At 62.8% G+C, this 16,843-nt stretch carries 19 protein-coding genes; 16 read left to right on the forward strand and 3 right to left on the reverse strand.

Annotation, left to right across the window (positions count from 1 at the left end):
- Positions 1-427 precede the first annotated feature (427 nt).
- Positions 428-1,165, reverse strand: a complete 738-nt coding sequence (locus QTI66_RS35535; protein ID WP_286565080.1) for an enoyl-CoA hydratase/isomerase family protein — start codon at positions 1,163-1,165, stop codon at positions 428-430.
- Positions 1,166-1,350: 185 nt separating this feature from the next.
- On the opposite strand from QTI66_RS35535, the gene QTI66_RS35540 reads away from it, so the two are divergent.
- From QTI66_RS35540 to QTI66_RS35560, 5 genes are read left to right on the forward strand one after another with little or no spacing between them, the layout of a single operon-like run.
- Positions 1,351-2,496 (forward strand): acyl-CoA dehydrogenase family protein, encoded by a 1,146-nt coding sequence (locus QTI66_RS35540; protein ID WP_286565081.1) that lies wholly within the window; start codon positions 1,351-1,353, stop codon positions 2,494-2,496.
- A gap of 5 nt (positions 2,497-2,501) precedes the next feature.
- A complete protein-coding gene (locus QTI66_RS35545; RefSeq protein WP_286565145.1) occupies positions 2,502-3,269 on the forward strand; it encodes an enoyl-CoA hydratase/isomerase family protein in 768 nt (255 codons plus the stop codon).
- Positions 3,270-3,282: 13 nt separating this feature from the next.
- A complete protein-coding gene (locus tag QTI66_RS35550; protein ID WP_286565082.1) occupies positions 3,283-4,002 on the forward strand; it encodes an NAD(P)H-dependent oxidoreductase in 720 nt (239 codons plus the stop codon).
- Positions 3,999-5,981 (forward strand): alkyl/aryl-sulfatase, encoded by a 1,983-nt coding sequence (locus QTI66_RS35555; protein WP_286565083.1) that lies wholly within the window; start codon positions 3,999-4,001, stop codon positions 5,979-5,981. The genes QTI66_RS35550 and QTI66_RS35555 overlap by 4 nt, the downstream gene beginning before the upstream one ends.
- A gap of 6 nt (positions 5,982-5,987) precedes the next feature.
- Positions 5,988-6,704 (forward strand): TetR/AcrR family transcriptional regulator, encoded by a 717-nt coding sequence (locus QTI66_RS35560; protein ID WP_286565084.1) that lies wholly within the window; start codon positions 5,988-5,990, stop codon positions 6,702-6,704.
- Between the two features lie 90 nt (positions 6,705-6,794).
- On the opposite strand, the gene QTI66_RS35565 is transcribed toward QTI66_RS35560, so the two are convergent.
- Positions 6,795-7,409: a DUF1326 domain-containing protein gene (locus tag QTI66_RS35565; protein WP_286565085.1), complete on the reverse strand. Its 615-nt coding sequence runs from the start codon at positions 7,407-7,409 to the stop codon at positions 6,795-6,797.
- Positions 7,410-7,550: 141 nt separating this feature from the next.
- Here QTI66_RS35565 and QTI66_RS35570 point away from each other — a divergent pair, with 141 nt between their 5' ends.
- Positions 7,551-8,351, forward strand: coding sequence for a DUF2182 domain-containing protein (locus QTI66_RS35570; RefSeq protein WP_286565086.1), 801 nt, complete (start codon positions 7,551-7,553; stop codon positions 8,349-8,351).
- Positions 8,352-8,401: 50 nt separating this feature from the next.
- On the opposite strand, the gene QTI66_RS35575 is transcribed toward QTI66_RS35570, so the two are convergent.
- Positions 8,402-8,692, reverse strand: a complete 291-nt coding sequence (locus tag QTI66_RS35575; protein WP_286565087.1) for a hypothetical protein — start codon at positions 8,690-8,692, stop codon at positions 8,402-8,404.
- Between the two features lie 131 nt (positions 8,693-8,823).
- Between QTI66_RS35575 and QTI66_RS35580 the strand changes: the two genes are divergently transcribed.
- The 10 genes from QTI66_RS35580 to QTI66_RS35625 all read left to right on the forward strand — a co-directional run bounded on the left by QTI66_RS35580 (position 8,824) and on the right by QTI66_RS35625 (position 16,820).
- Entirely contained in the window at positions 8,824-9,210 is a 387-nt protein-coding gene (locus QTI66_RS35580; RefSeq protein ID WP_286565088.1) for a cupin domain-containing protein, read from the forward strand.
- A 142-nt stretch (positions 9,211-9,352) separates the two neighbouring features.
- Positions 9,353-9,850: a cupin domain-containing protein gene (locus QTI66_RS35585; RefSeq protein WP_286565089.1), complete on the forward strand. Its 498-nt coding sequence runs from the start codon at positions 9,353-9,355 to the stop codon at positions 9,848-9,850.
- Between the two features lie 74 nt (positions 9,851-9,924).
- Positions 9,925-10,833 carry a LysR family transcriptional regulator gene (locus tag QTI66_RS35590; RefSeq protein WP_286565090.1) on the forward strand — a complete coding sequence of 303 codons (909 nt, stop codon included), beginning with the start codon at positions 9,925-9,927 and terminating at the stop codon, positions 10,831-10,833.
- A 321-nt stretch (positions 10,834-11,154) separates the two neighbouring features.
- A complete protein-coding gene (locus QTI66_RS35595) occupies positions 11,155-11,292 on the forward strand; it encodes a hypothetical protein (protein WP_286565091.1) in 138 nt (45 codons plus the stop codon).
- 17 nt (positions 11,293-11,309) lie between these two features.
- Positions 11,310-12,713 carry an NAD-dependent succinate-semialdehyde dehydrogenase gene (locus QTI66_RS35600; protein WP_286565092.1) on the forward strand — a complete coding sequence of 468 codons (1,404 nt, stop codon included), beginning with the start codon at positions 11,310-11,312 and terminating at the stop codon, positions 12,711-12,713.
- Positions 12,714-12,842: 129 nt separating this feature from the next.
- On the forward strand, positions 12,843-13,274 hold the full coding sequence (locus tag QTI66_RS35605) for a tautomerase family protein (RefSeq protein WP_286565093.1): 432 nt from the start codon (positions 12,843-12,845) through the stop codon (positions 13,272-13,274).
- 44 nt (positions 13,275-13,318) lie between these two features.
- On the forward strand, positions 13,319-13,978 hold the full coding sequence (locus QTI66_RS35610; RefSeq protein WP_286565094.1) for a 3-oxoacid CoA-transferase subunit A: 660 nt from the start codon (positions 13,319-13,321) through the stop codon (positions 13,976-13,978).
- An 11-nt stretch (positions 13,979-13,989) separates the two neighbouring features.
- Positions 13,990-14,637: a 3-oxoacid CoA-transferase subunit B gene (locus QTI66_RS35615; RefSeq protein ID WP_286565095.1), complete on the forward strand. Its 648-nt coding sequence runs from the start codon at positions 13,990-13,992 to the stop codon at positions 14,635-14,637.
- 100 nt (positions 14,638-14,737) lie between these two features.
- Entirely contained in the window at positions 14,738-15,514 is a 777-nt protein-coding gene (locus tag QTI66_RS35620; protein ID WP_286565096.1) for an enoyl-CoA hydratase/isomerase family protein, read from the forward strand.
- A gap of 1 nt (position 15,515) precedes the next feature.
- Positions 15,516-16,820, forward strand: coding sequence for a CaiB/BaiF CoA transferase family protein (locus QTI66_RS35625; protein ID WP_286565097.1), 1,305 nt, complete (start codon positions 15,516-15,518; stop codon positions 16,818-16,820).
- Positions 16,821-16,843 lie beyond the last annotated feature (23 nt).

The following is a 16,843-nucleotide window of genomic DNA, read 5'->3' on the forward strand; positions in this document are numbered from 1 at the left end:
ATGAATTCGCTGACCTGTGCTCATCGTCAATTAACACCTCGATTCGTCTTTGAAGTGTTGCATCGACGGGTTGAGCCCGCCCCTCCTTGATTTCGCTGCGGGGAGCACACCATCGACGTGATCCAGACGCGCAGTGGTTGAACAGCCGGAACAACGGACCGTTCCACGTGCCGAGGGCGTTGGGTGTCCCGCGCAGCGAAATCAAGGAGGAGGCCGAAGGCCGGGGGACATTCGCGGAGGGGGATACGCAACGTCCTCGTCACGCCCCCCTGGCTCCTCCTCACCATTTCCCATTTGAGTCTCACGCGTCGGGTCCACATCTCGCGGAACATTGCGACGTCCGAGGGCACCCTGAAGGCCAGGGACGGCAAGCTCCTTGCCACCGCGACAGCGACCTGCTTCCTGAAGCGACCCTAGCCAGAAGATGTCAGCGGGCCGCGAGAGGTTTCACCAGATCCATTTGCCGGCGCCCCTCTTCGGAGAGCTGCTGTTCCATGGGGCATGCAAAGGCCTCATCGAGCAGCCGTCGGGTGCCGATGACCGCCTGCGCGGGCGCGGCCGCAAGCTGCCGTGCAATCGAAAGCGCCTGCGCCTGCAGATCGGCATCGTCGACGCACTTCCAGACCATGCCCCATTGTTCGGCCTGCCCGGCGTGGATCCTGTCGCCGAACAGGGACATGCCCATCGCACGCGGCCGTCCGACCAGGCGCGGGAGCAGCCAGCTGGCGCCCAGGTCCGGCACGATGCCGAGCTGGGGTACCTGCGGCAGCGAGAAGTAGGCCGAGCGGCCGGCCAGTGCAACGTCCGCAGCCAGCGCGATGCCCAACGCGCCGCCGATGCAGGGTCCGTTGATGGCAGAGACCACGGGAACGGGCGCTTCCAGAATGGCCCGAACGACGCTGCCACCGGCTTCCAGCATCTCTTTCAACGCAATGCGTTGCGCTTCGACGCCTTGTGCGCTGCGTTGCGCGAACCAGCGCAGGTCGGCGCCCGCCGAGAAGGCGCGACCTGTGCCGGTAAGCACGAGCGCTGTGGCGTGGCCGTCCAGGGCATCAGACATGGCCGTGCCAAGGGCGTGCAGGAGTTCGGGGTCGAGTGCGTTCAGCGACGCAGGGCGGTCGAGTGCGAGCACGGCGACACGCTCATGCCATGTGGTTTGGATCATGGCGGTCACTCTAGAAGTGCACGGCGCGTCCAGACCCCCCTGTTTCTGGGAGGTCGGCGTGATCCAGCCCCCTATCCGTGACCGCGTGACCGCCGAGCCCCCACCCACCCCAAAAAGAAGGGGGCGAACACAGGCCCCTCGCTCCTAAGCTGGACGGCATTCAACGAACCAGAGCCCGGACAAGCATGAACGACAACTCCGCAGCCTTCCTGAGCGAACAGGAAATCATGATCCGCGACTCGGCGCGCAAGGTGGCGGCCGAAGTCGTCGCGCCCACCGCGGCCGAACGCGACCGCACCTGCGCGTGGCCCCATCGTGAACTCGCCACTGTCGGCGAACTCGGCTTCATGGGCATGCTCACGCCCGAGGCCTACGGTGGGTCGGGCGCCAGCTTTGTCGAGTACTGCCTGGTGATCGAGGAGTTCGCCGCTGTGGACGCGGGCTTTGCCACGCTGATGCACGTGCACAACTCGGTCGGCTTCATGATCAGCCGGGCCGGCACCGAGGCGCAGAAGCAGGAGTTTCTGCCCAAGCTGGCGTCCGGCGAGCACATCGGCGCCTTCCTGCTCAGCGAGCCACATGCGGGTTCGGACACCGCCGCCTTCCGCACCACGGCGCGCCGTGACGGCGATCACTACGTCGTCAATGGCAGCAAGCAGTTCATCTCCAACGGCAGCGAAGCCGGCGTGGGCCTGGTGCTGACCGTGACGGACAAGGCCGCGGGCAAGAACGGCAGCAGCCTGCTCATCGTGAATGCCAAGGACCCCGGCTACAAGGTCTCGCGCGTGGAAGACAAGCTTGGCCAGCGCTCGGCGCATGTCGCGCAGATCCAGCTGGACGACTGCCGCGTGCCGGTGGAAAACATCCTGGGCGAAGAGGGCTCGGGCTACAAGCGCATCATGGCCTCGCTCTCCGAAGGCCGTGTGGCCATCGCGGCCGTGGCCATCGGCGCAGCGCGTGCCGCCCTGGATGCGGCGGTGAAATATGCGAAGGAGCGCGAGGCCTACGGCGCACCCATCTTCAAGCTGCAGGGCGTGGGCTTCGACCTGGCCGACATGGCAACGCAGGTGGACGTGGCGCAGCAGTACATGCTCTATGCAGCGCGCCTGTGCGAGGCCGGCTTGCCTTGCGCCAAGGAGGCATCGATGGCCAAGCTCTTTGCGAGCGAAATGGCCGAGAAGGTGTGCTCCGACTCGCTGCAGATCCATGGCGGATATGGCTACCTGACCGACTTCCCCGTGGAGCGCTACTACCGCGACGTGCGTGTGACGAAGATCTATGAAGGCACGAGTCACATCCAGAAGCTCATCATTGCGCGCAGCCTCGGGTGACGCAGATGGAGTACCAGTACCTCCAGCTCGACGTGCGCGACAAGGTCGCCACCGTCACCATCCATCGGCCGGACAAAGGCAATGCGCTTGCGCCCGATGTGCTCGATGAAGTCAGCTCGATGTTCACCACGCTCGGCGAGCGCGATGACGTCAACGTGATCGTCCTGACCGGTGGCGAGAAGTACTTCTCCGCCGGCTTCGACCTCAACGAAATCCGCAAGCTCGAAAAGGTCTCGAACGAGGCTTACGTGGCGCTGTTCCACCGCGCCTACCGCGCGGTGCTGTTCTGCCCGCAGCCGGTGATCTGCGCTGTCGGCGGCGCCGCCATCGCCGGTGGCTTCGACCTCACGATGATGTGCGACATCCGCTACGCGTCCACCCGCGCCAAGTTCGGCCAGCGCGAAGTCGTGCTGTCGCTCACGCCGATCATGGATCCGCTGTGGCGCATCATCGGACTGGGCCGCGCGAAGGAAGTGGCGCTCACCGGGCGCATCTACGGTGCGGAAGAGGCCCTGCGCATGGGCTATGTGAGCCAGGTGTTTCCGGAAGGCGAGCTGCTTGCTTCGGTGGAAACCATTGCGCGCGAGATGGCCTCGTATGACCGCACGACGCTGGCAGAGACCAAGCGGCTGTCGAACCAGGTGCTGAACCAGGACCTCGATGGCGCGATGCGCGTGCAGGAGTGGCTGTTTCGCAGCTACATCGGTTCCGACGACAACCATCGCCGCATCGATGCGCTGCAAGAAAAGCTTGCCGCAGCGCGGGCGAAATGAAGGAGCGCGCCCGATGAATGTCCTGATCGTCCACGCGCACAACGAGCCCGGCTCCTTCTGCACATCGATGATGAAAGCCGCGACGCATGAACTGCGTGCCCAAGGCCACGAGGTCGAGGTCTCCGATCTCTATGCGATGCAGTGGAAGGCCGTCGCCGACGCCGACGACTTCGGAAGCCGCGCCAACCCGGAGCATCTGGTCTACGCGCTCGAGCAGCGTCACGGCTACGAGACGAAAACGCTGGCGCCCGACATCCTGGCCGAGCTCGACAAGCTGCAGCGCGCAGACCTGGTCATCTTCAACTTCCCGATCTACTGGTTCTCGATGCCCGCCATCCTGAAAGGCTGGATCGATCGCGTCCTGATCTCGGGGCTGTGCTACGGCGGCATGCGCTTCTACGACCGTGGCGGCCTCAAGGGCAAGAAGGCGATGATCGCCGTGACGATCGGCGGCCAGCCGCACATGCTGTGCGAGGGTGGCATCCATGGCGAACTCGAGGAGATGCTGCGCCCGATCCTGCGCGGCACGCTCGGCTACACGGGCATGACGGTGCTCCCGCCGTTCGTGGCCTGGCACGTTCCTTATATCCAACCTGAGCAGCGCGATGAGTTGATGCAGCAATACCGCGAACGCCTGCACGAGATCGACGCGCTGCGGCCCTTGGCCTTCCCTTCCATGGCCGACTTCGATTCGGCGCTGCGCCCCCTGACCGAAATCCAGGAACAGACATGAAGCATTTCAAGGCAACGGCGATGGCGCTGTCTCTCGCGCTGGCCTTCGGTTCAATTCAGGCCGCGCCGACGGATGCGGCCCCGGCCGGCCCCGCCAAGGCCGCCAGCGAAGCCACGGCCTCACGCAACGCCGCGGTGCTCAAGCAACTGCCCTTTGAGGACCGTGCCGATTTCGAAGCAGCCGGTCGCGGCCTGATCGCGCCCTTCGACGGCCAGATCAGGAACGACGCAGGGCAGGTCGTGTGGGACTCGCATGCCTACGACTTCCTTCAGCCCGACCAGGCCCCCGCCACCGTGAACCCGAGCCTCTGGCGCCATGCCCAGCTCAATGCGCGCGCAGGCCTCTTCAAGGTCACCGACCGCGTCTACCAGCTGCGCGGCATGGACCTGGCCAACATGACGGTGATCGAAGGCGACCGCGGCCTCATCATCATCGACCCGCTGATGAGCGCCGAGACGGCTCGCGCCGCACTCGCGCTGTATCGCCAGCATCGCCCCGCCAGGCCGGTGGTGGCGGTGATCTACTCCCACAGCCATATCGATCACTTCGGCGGCGTGCGCGGCGTGGTCGACGAGGCGGATGTGAAATCCGGCAAGGTCAAGATCTACGCGCCGTCCGGCTTCCTGGAAGAGGCGATCAGCGAGAACTTGCTGGCCGGCACGGCGATGTTCCGCCGCGGCATGTACCAGGGCGGCTCCGTGCTGCCGCGCGGCGAGCGCGCGCAGATCGACGCGGGCCTGGGCAAGGGCACGCCGCGCAGCGGCAGCATCACGCTGATTGCGCCGACGAAGCTCATCACCAAGGAATTCGAATCGCACGTCATCGATGGCGTGCCCATCGAATTCCAGCTCACGCCCAACACCGAGGCGCCCTCCGAAATGCACATGTACCTGCCCAGGCAACATGCGCTATGCATGGCCGAGAACGCCACGCGCGTGATGCACAACCTGCTCACGCCGCGCGGCGCGCAGGTGCGCGATGCCAAGGGCTGGTCCAGGTACCTCGACGACAGCCTCGTGCGCTATGGCGAAAAGGCCGAGGTGATGTTCACCCAGCACAGCTGGCCTACTTGGGGCGGCGAGAACATCCGCATGCTGCTGGCCGACCAGCGCGACATGTACGCCTTCATGAACGACCGCACGCTGCACCTGGCCAACCAGGGGCTCACGCCCAACGAGATCTCCGCGGCGATCCAGAAGCTGCCGGGCGATCTCGACAGGAAGTGGTACACGCGCGGCTACTACGGCGTGCTGAGCTTCAACGTGCGCGCGGTCTACCAGCGTTACCTCGGCTTCTATGACGCCAATCCGGCCAACCTCGATCCGCTGCCGCCGGTGGATGCAGGCAAGCGCTATGTGGCATCGATGGGCGGGGCAGCGGCCGTGCTGGCGCAGATGCGCGACGCGATGGGCCGGGGCGACTACCGCTGGGCCGTGCAGATCGGCAACCACCTGGTCTTCGCCGAGCCGGACAACAAGGAGGCACGCGAGGCGCAGGCCGACGCGTTGGAGCAACTCGGCTACCAGAGCGAATCGGCCGTCTGGCGCAACATCTACCTGTCGGGCGCGGCCGACCTGCGCAACGGCGCGCCCGAGCTGGCGAGCCGTCCCACGGAAGACCTCGTCAAGGGCGCGACGCCGGCGATGTTCTTCGACTACCTGGCCGTGCGGCTCGATTCCGAGAAGGCGCAGGGCAACGACATGACGCTCAACTGGCGCTTCGAGGACGTCAAGCAGTCCTTTGCCTTGACCTTGCGCAACGGCGTGCTCACGCACCGCGACGGCACGCAGCATGTGAAGGCCGACGTGGCGGTGCGCATGAGCAAGTCCGTGCTGGACCGGATCAGCCTGCGGCAGCTGGACTTCGCGACGGCGCTCAAGCAAGGCGACGTCCGCGTCGAGGGCAATGCCGGCAAGCTCACCGAACTGCTCGGCATGATGGACACTTTCAAGCCCACGTTCAACATCGTGACCCCCTGAACTGACATGACCCGCGCGAAGCCCTCCGGCAGCGACATCGTGCGCATCGAGGTTCCGGCCCAGCCGCGCAAGCGGCCACGCCAGACGCGTTCGGTCGCCTTGGTGGAGGCACTCAAGCAAAGCGGGCGCGAGATCCTCGACGGCGAGGGCCGCGATGCGTTGACCGTGCAGAACCTGTCCGAGCGCTCGGGCGTCGCGGTCAGCTCGATCTACGAGTACTTCCCCACGATGGAGTCGCTGATCGCCGCGATCTTCAACGACTACCGCCGCGACGCGCGGCGCGAGGTGGTCGAACACATCGCGGCGTTGCCGCCTTCAGCGGGACTCTTCGAGGGCATCGTCTCGCTGCTGCGCTTTGGCTTGGCGGCGCTGGAGCGTTGGGCGCAAGTCGATCCGGAGTTCAACCTCAAGGCGACTTACTACGAGGAACTGGTGCGGCTGGAACTCGTCAAGTCGGAGCACTTCTGGTCCGCTGTTGCCATGCCGGCGTTGATGGAAAAGTTTGCTGATGAAGTGCTGGTACGCGACCGCGAGAAGGCTGCCTTTCTCGCCCACCATGTGCTGCTGGCCATTCCGCGCGCCATCGTGCTCGGCCGGCCGCAGTACCTCGGCGAGCCCGACACGCCCGTGCTCATCGCACGGATGCTTCATGCGCTCCTGACCACACCTGGCGAATCCCGGGATTCCTTGCGAGGCGCAGCGCCGGACACGACAGCGGCCTGAGGGCAGGTGTAGGACAAGCCGGCAAACACGCTCGCGGCGTGGGGGCGAACTGCATCGGCGTTCCAGCAACGAAGCAACAGTTGCCTCTTCCTATGCAGCCCACGCAAACGGAGCAAAGTGGGCGTTGCGCGTGCCCGTCGAATCGTCCCACTGCATGCCAAACACGTTGAACCGGCTGCGCGTGGCCTTCGCCAGGGACAGCCGGCTGTTCACCGGGTGAAGCGTGTTGTCCACGCCAAGGGCCTCGCCTGGAGCGCTGGCGCTGGGGATGCCCTCGCAGGCCTGATCGACCAGCTCGGCTGCGCGTACCGCGCGATTCAGACCCTGCGAATCGAACTGGATCGGCCGGCGCTCGACCCCGGCGATGCGACCCACGAGCGGTGCAAGCGCCGCCATCGGGCCGCCAGCCGCACCCGTGGCGATGGCCGTGATGGCCGCCTCCTGCTGTTGCGAAGCGCGATCGTCAATGATGAGTCCGACCGCGATGTTGCCATCCGCCATTGCGCCGGGTGAGTGCATCACGACGATGAACGACAAGCCGTCAAGCTTCTCGCCGTCCTTGGCGCCCTTGTCGATGCGCATCGCAATGGCCACCTTGCAGTCGCCTTCAACGGGCCGCGCCGCGAGGTTTGAAATGATGCAGGGACACAGCAGCGTGCAGTTGCAGGTCTCCATGTATTCGCCACTGATCTGCCATGAGGCCATCGTGATTCTCCTCGGTTGACCCGCCAGGTACGGTCCGCGCAGGTCGTGATTGCGTCGATCGGAGAGCCTCGATACGCTACGCCGATTGCCCGTCATCCGCAAGCACCGGCAGGCGCTGGAACTTGTTCTGCAAGAGCACCGATGACCACCTTGTTGGACGCCATCTCGCAAAGTGCCCGCTCCGTCCTGACGCACGGGCGCAAGGTCACGACGCAGATCCTTGTGATCAGCGTGATCGCGTGGGCGTTGCTGGCGTGGCTGGCGGTCAACATGGGCCACCCGCTGGCCCAACTCACGATGCCGGCATCGCCTGCCTGGAGCGCCACGAACGTGCTGGCGACCGGATGCATGTGGGCGGTGATGATGGCAGCCATGATGCTGCCGTCAGCGTTGCCGATGCTTCTGGTCTTCGATGACCTGTGCAAGCGCAACGGCGAGCCTGCACGGTGGCGCAGCTTCGTGGCGGCTTACCTGCTGCTGTGGTTCGCCTTCAGCGCCGCGGCCACCGCCGTGCAGTGGCTGCTGCAAGCACAGGGATGGGTGGATCCGATGATCGTCAGCACTTCTGCGCCGTTGAACGGGGCCTTGCTGGTGATCGCTGGCGCCTACCAGTTCTCGCCACTGAAAAGGATCTGCCTGGCGCGCTGTCGCACGCCCATGGGTTTCCTGCTCGGCGAATGGCGGGGCGGAGTCCGCGGCGCCTTTGTGATGGGACTGCGGCACGGGCTGTTCTGCATCGGCTGCTGCTGGGCGCTGATGGCACTCCTGTTTGTCGGCGGGGTCATGAACCTTGCCTGGATCGCTGCGCTTTCGATCGCCGTAGCCATCGAAAAGCTCGCGCCGCGCGGAGAACGCCTGGCCGCGGCGCTCGGCCTGGCCTTGATCGCCGCGGGTGCGTGGCGCCTCCTGTCGCTCGCGTTGCAGGCCGGCAAGAGCTTGTGACTTGAGTCGCCACAGCGCCGGGCCATGGTGCCGATGGGAAAGTGCCGCTGCTATTTCAACTGAAGGATGACAGGACCCTCAGATACCTTCGGGGCGCCCACTCCGGTATTTGCGGCGTTTTTCGCTACCCATTCTTTCGCCGCGCGAACGCTCTCTTCGACACCGGCCTTGTCCTGGCAGACGGTCACCGAAAATCCGCCGTCATCGCTGCGGGCCAGTGTGTAGCTCACAAAACCACTGACCGCTCGCATGGTGCTTTCCACGTCGCCCCTGCGCTCTTCCAGCATGTCGAACAACTCGCTGGTCCCATTTCCAGAATAGTGTCTTACCACTGCGTACATGATGGTCTCCTTTCCATGTTTTGGGTCTCGAACGGCTCATGGGTGTCGTCGCCGGCAGCCGCCCCAATGCTGCGCCTGGCTGCAACTGATGTCCAGTCAACGTTCGCAAGCCACGGTCAAGGAGCATCCTCATGAGTTCGCAGTACTTCCACCGGCTTGAGGACGCTCTGGCTACCCTCACGACAGACCCGGCAACTGCCGGGGACCCGATCAAACGCACGTTCCTGTTTGACGGGCAGGACCTCTCGTGCAACGTCAACATCCTCAAAGGCAATTCCGATGTCATTCACGTTCAGCCGGATCACGACGAGGTCGTGTTGGTCCTGCAAGGCGAGTGTGGTTTCCGGGTCGGCGAGGAGACCCGGCGCGTCAAGGCCGGTGACCTGATGTTCATCCCTCGCGGTACGGTGCATGGCCCTGTCGTGGACAGCGGGCGTGTTGCACTGCTTTCGGTTTTTGCGCCCTTCTTTGATCGCACGAAGACGAACATCCGGTGGTCGCGGGATGCGTTTGCTTAGCGCGCGCCTGGCTGCAAAGGCAGGACCGTCATTGCTGCGCGCGGATTGAAATCCGCCTTGCGATGCCTTGCTCCACCTGCTAGCCTGCCGGCTGCGTAGAGCCACGAACCAGGGCGCTGGGCGCCTTCATCAGGAGACCTGCATGATTGGATCCAACGCCCATCGGCCCAATTCAGCCTGGCTGGCCATTGCGACATGTCTTGTCGCGCTCATCGTGAGCGGCACGGTCACCGCCGCCGGCTCGCGCGACGATGCGATCTCCATCGTCGACATGGACAAGCTCCAGTGGAAGGACTATCCCGGCTTGCCGGGCGTCACCTTCACGGTCGTCAACGGTGACCCGGGCAAAGCGGGGATCTACACGATCCGCGCGAAATTCGCACCCAACACGATGAGCCAGCCGCATTGGCATCCGGAGGCGCGCTACGTCACGGTCATCAAGGGCACCTGGTGGACCGGCACCGGGCCGAAGTTCGATCCGCAATCCACCACCCCTGTGAAGACAGGCGGATTCGCGGTCCACACGCCGAAGGAAATTCACTACGACGGCGCGAAGGATGAAGAAGTGATTGTGCAAATCACCGGTATCGGACCGAGCGGCACCATCCCCGTCAATCCGGACGGCACGGACAAGAAATAGCTCAGGCGCACATCGGGAAAGGATCCTGCCTGCTGGAACGCCGCTGGCAAGAAGCTTGCGGTCGAGAATCCCGAATGGACCTGAATCTGATCACGTTGTTTGTTGAGATCGTCGAGTGTCACGGCCTGGCCGCGGCAGCGCGCAAGCTCGATATGTCCACGTCGAACATGAGCCAGCGACTCAAGGTACTGGAGCGTGAAACAGGAGCGCAACTTGTTCGACGATCGGCGCGAAGTTTCGAGTTGACCGAAGCGGGTCAGGTGCTCTACGCCAGCGGACGGCGCATGCTGGATGACCTGGACAACGCCCGCGCATGCATCGACATGCTTGGGCACACGCTGACGGGGCGGATTCGCATCAGCGTACCCACCGGCATCGGCAGGTTGTTTGTCGGACCCAAGCTGCGCGAATTTGCGCGGATTCATCCGGGAGTCTCGCTGGCAGTCACCTTCAACAACCGGATCGACGATCTCATTGCTTCCGAGATCGACGTTGCGCTGCGGATCGAGAGGACGCCGCCGCTGGATTCCGTCGCGCGTGAAGCCTGTTCAATCGACTGGGTGCTTTGCGCATCCGCGGATTATTTTCAGAGACGCGGGCCGATTGACTCCCCCGCGGACCTCGCGTCGCAGACTTTTATCGGGTTGCCGCCAAGCCAGGAGTCCACGATCGAGCTGAGAAATCGAAATGACGATACGGACGCCCAGCTCGTCCATATCCAGCCCACGCTACAGTCGGCGGACTATCCGTTCATTCTCGATGCTGTACTGGAAGGCATGGGCATCGGTATTCTTCCGATTTACGCAATTCACGGACCGACTGCGCAAAATCTGCAGCAGGTACTTCCGCAGTACCGGATCGTCGGTCAGCTCAACAGCCTCTACATCCTGACGCTTCCAAGCCGCTTCCCGTCGCCGGCAAAACGGGCGCTGGTGGAATACCTTGAGAAAGAATTGAAGGAATACGCCGAGAGCTGGAAATAGGCGTGTTGATTTACGCGATCCTGTATCTCGCGTTTCAATTCGGAGCGTCACCGCATCTTGTCGCGTCGCAGCTGTCGACGAGGCGGCATCACCATCGCGCGATGGCTGAGGCGTCGTGACGCAATCGATCCTTCAAGCCACTGGTTCAGTCTGATCGACTGGTTGCGGGCGCGTCTGCCTTCAACACGCCGGATAACACGTCATGTGAGCGCCGGAGTAGGGCGCTCGCGCAGCACCAGTGCACCGTACATGCGCACTCGCCGGCGCGTCCCATAGATCCCCTTTTTGACCACAGAGTCGGCGGCGCCATGTTAACTGGCAGTGAACGCTGCATCCGTTCCCAATGGCATTGTCGGCCGCCAGGGCCGCGTCCAGAATAAAGACAACGTTGCATGGATGCAAAAAAATTCAGAAGCCGAGGCGCTGTCTGATTCCATTTTTCCATTCATGTTTTATTGACACAGCGAGGACACGAGATGGAATACCAGACGATCAACCCGGCGACCGGAAAATTGATCAAGACGTTCGAAAGTGCAAAGGACCACGACATCGATGCAATTGTCGCGACGGCTCATCATGCTTTTGAAAAGGATTGGCGGCATCGGTCGGTCGCGGATCGGGCAAATGTTATCGCGAAGGCAGCGTCCATCCTGCGAGACAAGGAAAACGAATATGCGCAGATCATCACGCTGGAAATGGGAAAGAGGCTTGCCGAAGCACTCGCCGAAGTGAGGTTGTCAGCAAATATCCTCGACTATTACGCGCAGCACGCACACGAGTTCCTTGAGCCCAAACAGTTGCCGGCGGTGTCCGGTGCCAAAGTCCATGTTTATCCGGTTGGCGTCCTGCTGGGTATCGAGCCGTGGAATTACCCGTATTACCAGATCGCCCGCGTTGCCGCTCCGCAGCTCATGGTTGGCAATGTACTCATCTTGAAGCATGCCGAAAACGTGCCGCAATGTGCGCTGGCCTTTGCTCGACTGTTTGAAGAAGCGGGTGCACCGGCGGGTGTCTACACCAACGTTTTCGCGTCGATCGACCAGACCGGGAGGATCATCGACGATTCCCGCGTGCGTGGCGTAACGCTCACGGGCAGTGAAAGAGCCGGCGCCGCAGTTGCCGAGCGGGCCGGGCGCAATCTGAAAAAGGTCGTACTCGAATTGGGTGGCAGCGACGCGATGATCGTCCTGGAGGACGCACCACTTGAATGGGCCATCAATACCGCATTGATTGGACGCACCCTGAATTGCGGACAGGTTTGCGTTGGCTCGAAACGCATCATCGTTGTCGGCAAACGGCGCGGCGAGGAATTCCTCAGCGGCTTCAAGAAGGCCATGGCCGCCCTTCAGGCTGGCGACCCTGCGGACGCAAAAACGACGCTCGGGCCGATTTCGTCAGAGAAAGCGCTCGGCCACCTCCTTGACCAGATCCAGCGCGCCGTGGGCTCCGGCGCAGCAATCGAGACTGGCGGCCATCGCATCGATCGGGAAGGGTTCTTTATTGAACCCACGATCCTCAGCAACGTCAGCACGAGCAACCCGATCTATCGGGAAGAGTTCTTCGGTCCCGTCGCTTCTTTCTTCGTTGTCGAAAATGAAGAAGAAGCCATTCAGCTCGCAAACGATTCGCCCTATGGGCTGGGAGGCTCTGTCATGACCGCCGATCTTGCGCGCGGCGAGCAGATTGCAGGGCGTATTGACAGCGGCATGGTGTTCGTCAATCGACCGTTTTCGACCATTCCCCAGCTGCCATTTGGCGGTGTCAAGAATTCTGGATTCGGAAGGGAACTGTCAATGGCCGGCTTCGAGGAATTCGTCAACAAGAAACTGATCACGACGGACCCGGCGGGCACGTCGCCCTTGAAGCCCAAGGGAAGCTGACAAGCAGCCGCATCCGCCTCCCAAGATTCCTGCACTTCCGTAAGCATCAATTCAATCGGGTAGCCGGTCCCTGGGGCTACCGCTATCGCCGCCTCGAGCACGTCAATCTTTGAACCAAGGAGACCCAAAATGCCTTTGTGGAATATCTATCACCCAGTCGGCGCCTACACGGCAGATGACAAACAGGAGATGGCGAGACGCATCACCGACATCTACATCATTCCGCGCTTCTACGTCGGCGTTCTGTTTCACGAACAGCCGAAAGACTGCTTCTTCATGGGAGCAGTGCCGCGAGACGATTTTGTCAGGATCAGATTGGATCAATTCGCCAGGCATATCTCCAAGGATGCCGAGTGGACACAGTCCTGGCTGCGCAAAGCAAATGCCGCGATTGCACCCTTTGTGCAGGATCGAGGCTATCACTACGAGTTGCATGTCGGCGAAACACCGCGCGAGCTTTGGCTGATCGACAGCATTCGGCCACCTCGACCCGATACGGTCGCCGAGAAAAGATGGAAGCTTGAAAACCGGGCGTCTCCATTCGACCCGAGCGAAGGCTGATGGCTGCTCGTTTCCCTTGAGATCTTCGCTTTGGATTTTTCCTCATGCTCAACAAGATTCTGCAAACATGCGCCGCCGCGCTGGAAGACGTCAAGGATGGTGCAACCATCATGATCAGCGGCTTTGGGCGAGCTGGCCTTCCATTTCAACTTGTTGACGCGCTGGTTGCGCAGGGTGCACGCGATCTGACCATCATCAGCAATAACTCTGGAACCGACGATTCAGGATTTGGTGCACTGATCCGGAACAAGCGTGTAAGAAAGCTCATTTGTTCCTTTCCGCGCTTGGCCGGCGCAAGCTTGTTTGACGCGGCTTACCGGGCGGGCGAAGTGGAACTTGAAGTGGTTCCACAAGGCACTTTGGCGGAACGCATGCGGGCGGCGGGCGCCGGAATCGGCGGCTTTTATACCCCGACAGGCCATGGAACCCAACTCGCTGAAGAAAAAGAATCCCGCAGCATCGATGGCAAGAATTACGTCTTCGAATTGCCGCTGAAGGCCGACTATGCGCTCGTGAAGGCTCATCGCGCCGACCGATGGGGCAACATGACCTACAGGATGTCTGGTCGCAATTTTGGCCCCGTGATGGCCAGCGCGGCGACGATTTCAATCGCGCAAGTCAGCGAAATCGTCCCACTCGGTGCCCTGGATCCAGAGGCCGTCGTGACCCCGGGAATTTTTGTGCAACGCGTGGTGCAGGTTTAGAGGTCGCGGAAATGAAAAAACTGACACGGATCGAAATGGCCCGGCGAGTCGCGCGCGACATCCCGGAAGGCGCATACGTCAACCTGGGCATTGGCGTACCGACGCTGGTGGCCAATCATCTGGACCCGCATCGGGAAATCATCTTGCACAGCGAGAACGGCATCCTCGGCATGGGAGCCGCAGCAGCGCCCGGCGAAGACGACGAGGACCTGATCAACGCAGGAAAGGAGCCGGTCACGCTCCTTCCCGGAGGCGCGTTCTTTCACCATGCCGATTCGTTCTCAATGGTCCGCGGCGGGCATCTGGACTACTGCGTCCTGGGCGCGTTCCAGGTGTCGGTCAATGGCGACCTGGCGAATTGGCACACCGGGCAAGCCGACGCCATTCCAGCGGTTGGCGGTGCGATGGATCTCGCGTCGGGCGCAAAAGATGTCTACGTGATGATGGAGCATCTGACCAGGCAGGGCGAAAGCAAGATCGTCGAACGGTGCTCCTATCCCGTCACGGGGATGGGCTGCGTGAGCAGGATCTATACCGATCTGGCCGTCATCGACGTCACGCCGTCGGGCCTGGAGGTCACTGAAATCTGCGCGGACATATCGTTCGACGAGCTCTGCCAATTGACGGGCGTCCCGTTGCTTCGGGGAGCAGCCGCATGAACTCAACCTGCATGCGCGGCTGACGCCCCGCATTCACTTCAAGGGGACTTCGCCAGGTCCCAATTCCACGACCCCCTTTTGCCAGATACATGGAGCAAGCATGAGCGAACCTGTCGTTATTTGTGAGATGAAAGACCGCGTGACCGTGCTGACGATGAATTTTCGTCCGCACAACCTCATGGGTCCAACGATGTACCGCGCGCTACTCGAGGAATTCGACGCGGCGGTCAAGCGCGGTTCCCGCGCCATCCTGTTGCGCAGCGGATTGCGGCATTTCTCGGCAGGCGCCGAGGTGTCGCTGTTCCCGGATCGCGTTGCGCGGCAGGGCAAGGGGCTGGTCGATCCGCTCGAAGTGCTGCGCGCGTTCGAGACGCTGCCCGTTCCGATCGTCGCCGCCGTCAATGGCACCTGCCTCGGTGGCGGCTTCGAAGTGGTGCTCGCATGCGACTACAGCGTGGTCGCCGAATCAGCCAAGTTGGGTTCGGTCGAAGTCGCGCTCGGCCTCCATCCCTTGCTTGGCGGCGTCCAGCGCCAAGTGGTGCGGGCGGGACCGGCTCGCGCCAAGGAGATGTCGATGCTCGGCCGCCGCTATGACGCGGCAACGCTTGAACGCTGGGGCCTGATCAACCTGGTGGTGCCCGACGACAAGCTCGACGAGGTTTCGCTGTCGGTCGCTCAGGAACTGGCCGCCGGCCCGACCGTTGCACATGGCGCAACGAAGCAACTGGTGCGCATCGCGCTCGACGAAGGCCTGAACGCCGCCGACGAAGCGATGTTCGAACTGCAAAAACCGATCTGGGCGTCGCAAGACCTCCAGCGGGGGCTCGAAGTCTTCGGCAAGACGGGCCCCGGCACGGCTGAATTCGAAGGGAACTGACATGACTGCACCGTTGGACGGACTCAAGGTCGTCGACTTCTCGCGGGTGTTGGCCGGCCCGCTCTGTGCACGCACGCTCGCCGATCTCGGCGCCGACGTGATCAAGATCGAGCCGCCGCGTCCGGACGTGTCGCGCAGCGCATTCCCGAACAAGGACGGCATGTCGGGCTATTACGCGCAACAGAACAGCGGCAAGCGCAACATCAGCATTGACTTGAACGTGGGGAACGCCCGCGAGCTGGTGCTGCGCCTTTGCGATGAGGCCGACATCATCGTTGAGAACTTTCGTGCGGGCACGCTCAAGTCATTTGGCCTTGACTACGAAACGCTCAACCAGCGCAATCCGAAGCTGGTCTATGTGTCCATCACGGGCTACGGCCAGCGAGGGCCGTGGGCGTCGCGCATGGCCTATGCCCCCACGGTGCAAGCCGAAGCCGGCTTCACGCACAACACGATGCAGCATTTCGAGGGTATCGATGCTGGCCGTAAATGGACAGATCCGCTGTCGCACGCAGATGTCTACGCGGGCCTGCAGGCAACCATTGCCGTCCTCGCCGCGGTGCGCAAGCGCGAAGTGACTGGCCGGGGCCAGTACATCGACGTCGCGATGGCTGCCGTGATGCTGTCGATCAACGAGCGCACGCACCTTGATCTCGCGGGTATCGATACCGGCGCGGAGCCAGGCGTGCTCGGCGCAACCGAAGGCCCGCACTTCGTCGGGCCGGGGGGCGAGGCGTTTGTCGCGGCGCAGAGCATCGTCGGCAGCAACACGTTTCCGAACTATCTGCGCGCGATGCGCCGCATGGACCTTGCGCGCGATCCGCGCTTCAGTACCGCTGAGCGGCGTTTGCAGAACTACGACGCACTGCATGCGGAGATCCAGAAATGGATGCTGTCCTTCCGCGACCTGAAGACGCTCGATGCGCAGCTCGACGAAGCGAAGATCGCGATCGGCCAGATCCGCTCGCTGAAGGAACTCGCCGAGACCGACTGGGCGAAGCAGTGGGGCGCCGTGCAGGAAGTCCCCGACCGGCGAGGTGGTTCGTATCTCATCCACGGCTATCCGTGGCGGTTCTCAGACGACGAACTCGGCCCGCGCAGCGCGCCGGCGTTTCGCGGTGAACACAACGAACAGGTGTTCCGCGGCCTGGGCTTGTCGGAGAGCGAAGTGCGCGCAGCCGTTGATGCGGGCGTCCTCGTCGGCGGTGTGCCTGACTCGGTGAAGAACGCGCCATCGACAGCGCCGGCCGCGCCGGCCGCGTCGCCGGCGCAGGTGCAGGACCTCGTCGAGACGATTCAAGGGTAGGGCCCCGACCACACCACCCAGGA

Origin of the sequence: Variovorax brevis (genome assembly GCF_030317105.1) — a bacterium.
In the GTDB taxonomy this organism is placed as follows: Bacteria; Pseudomonadota; Gammaproteobacteria; order Burkholderiales; family Burkholderiaceae_C; genus Variovorax; species Variovorax brevis.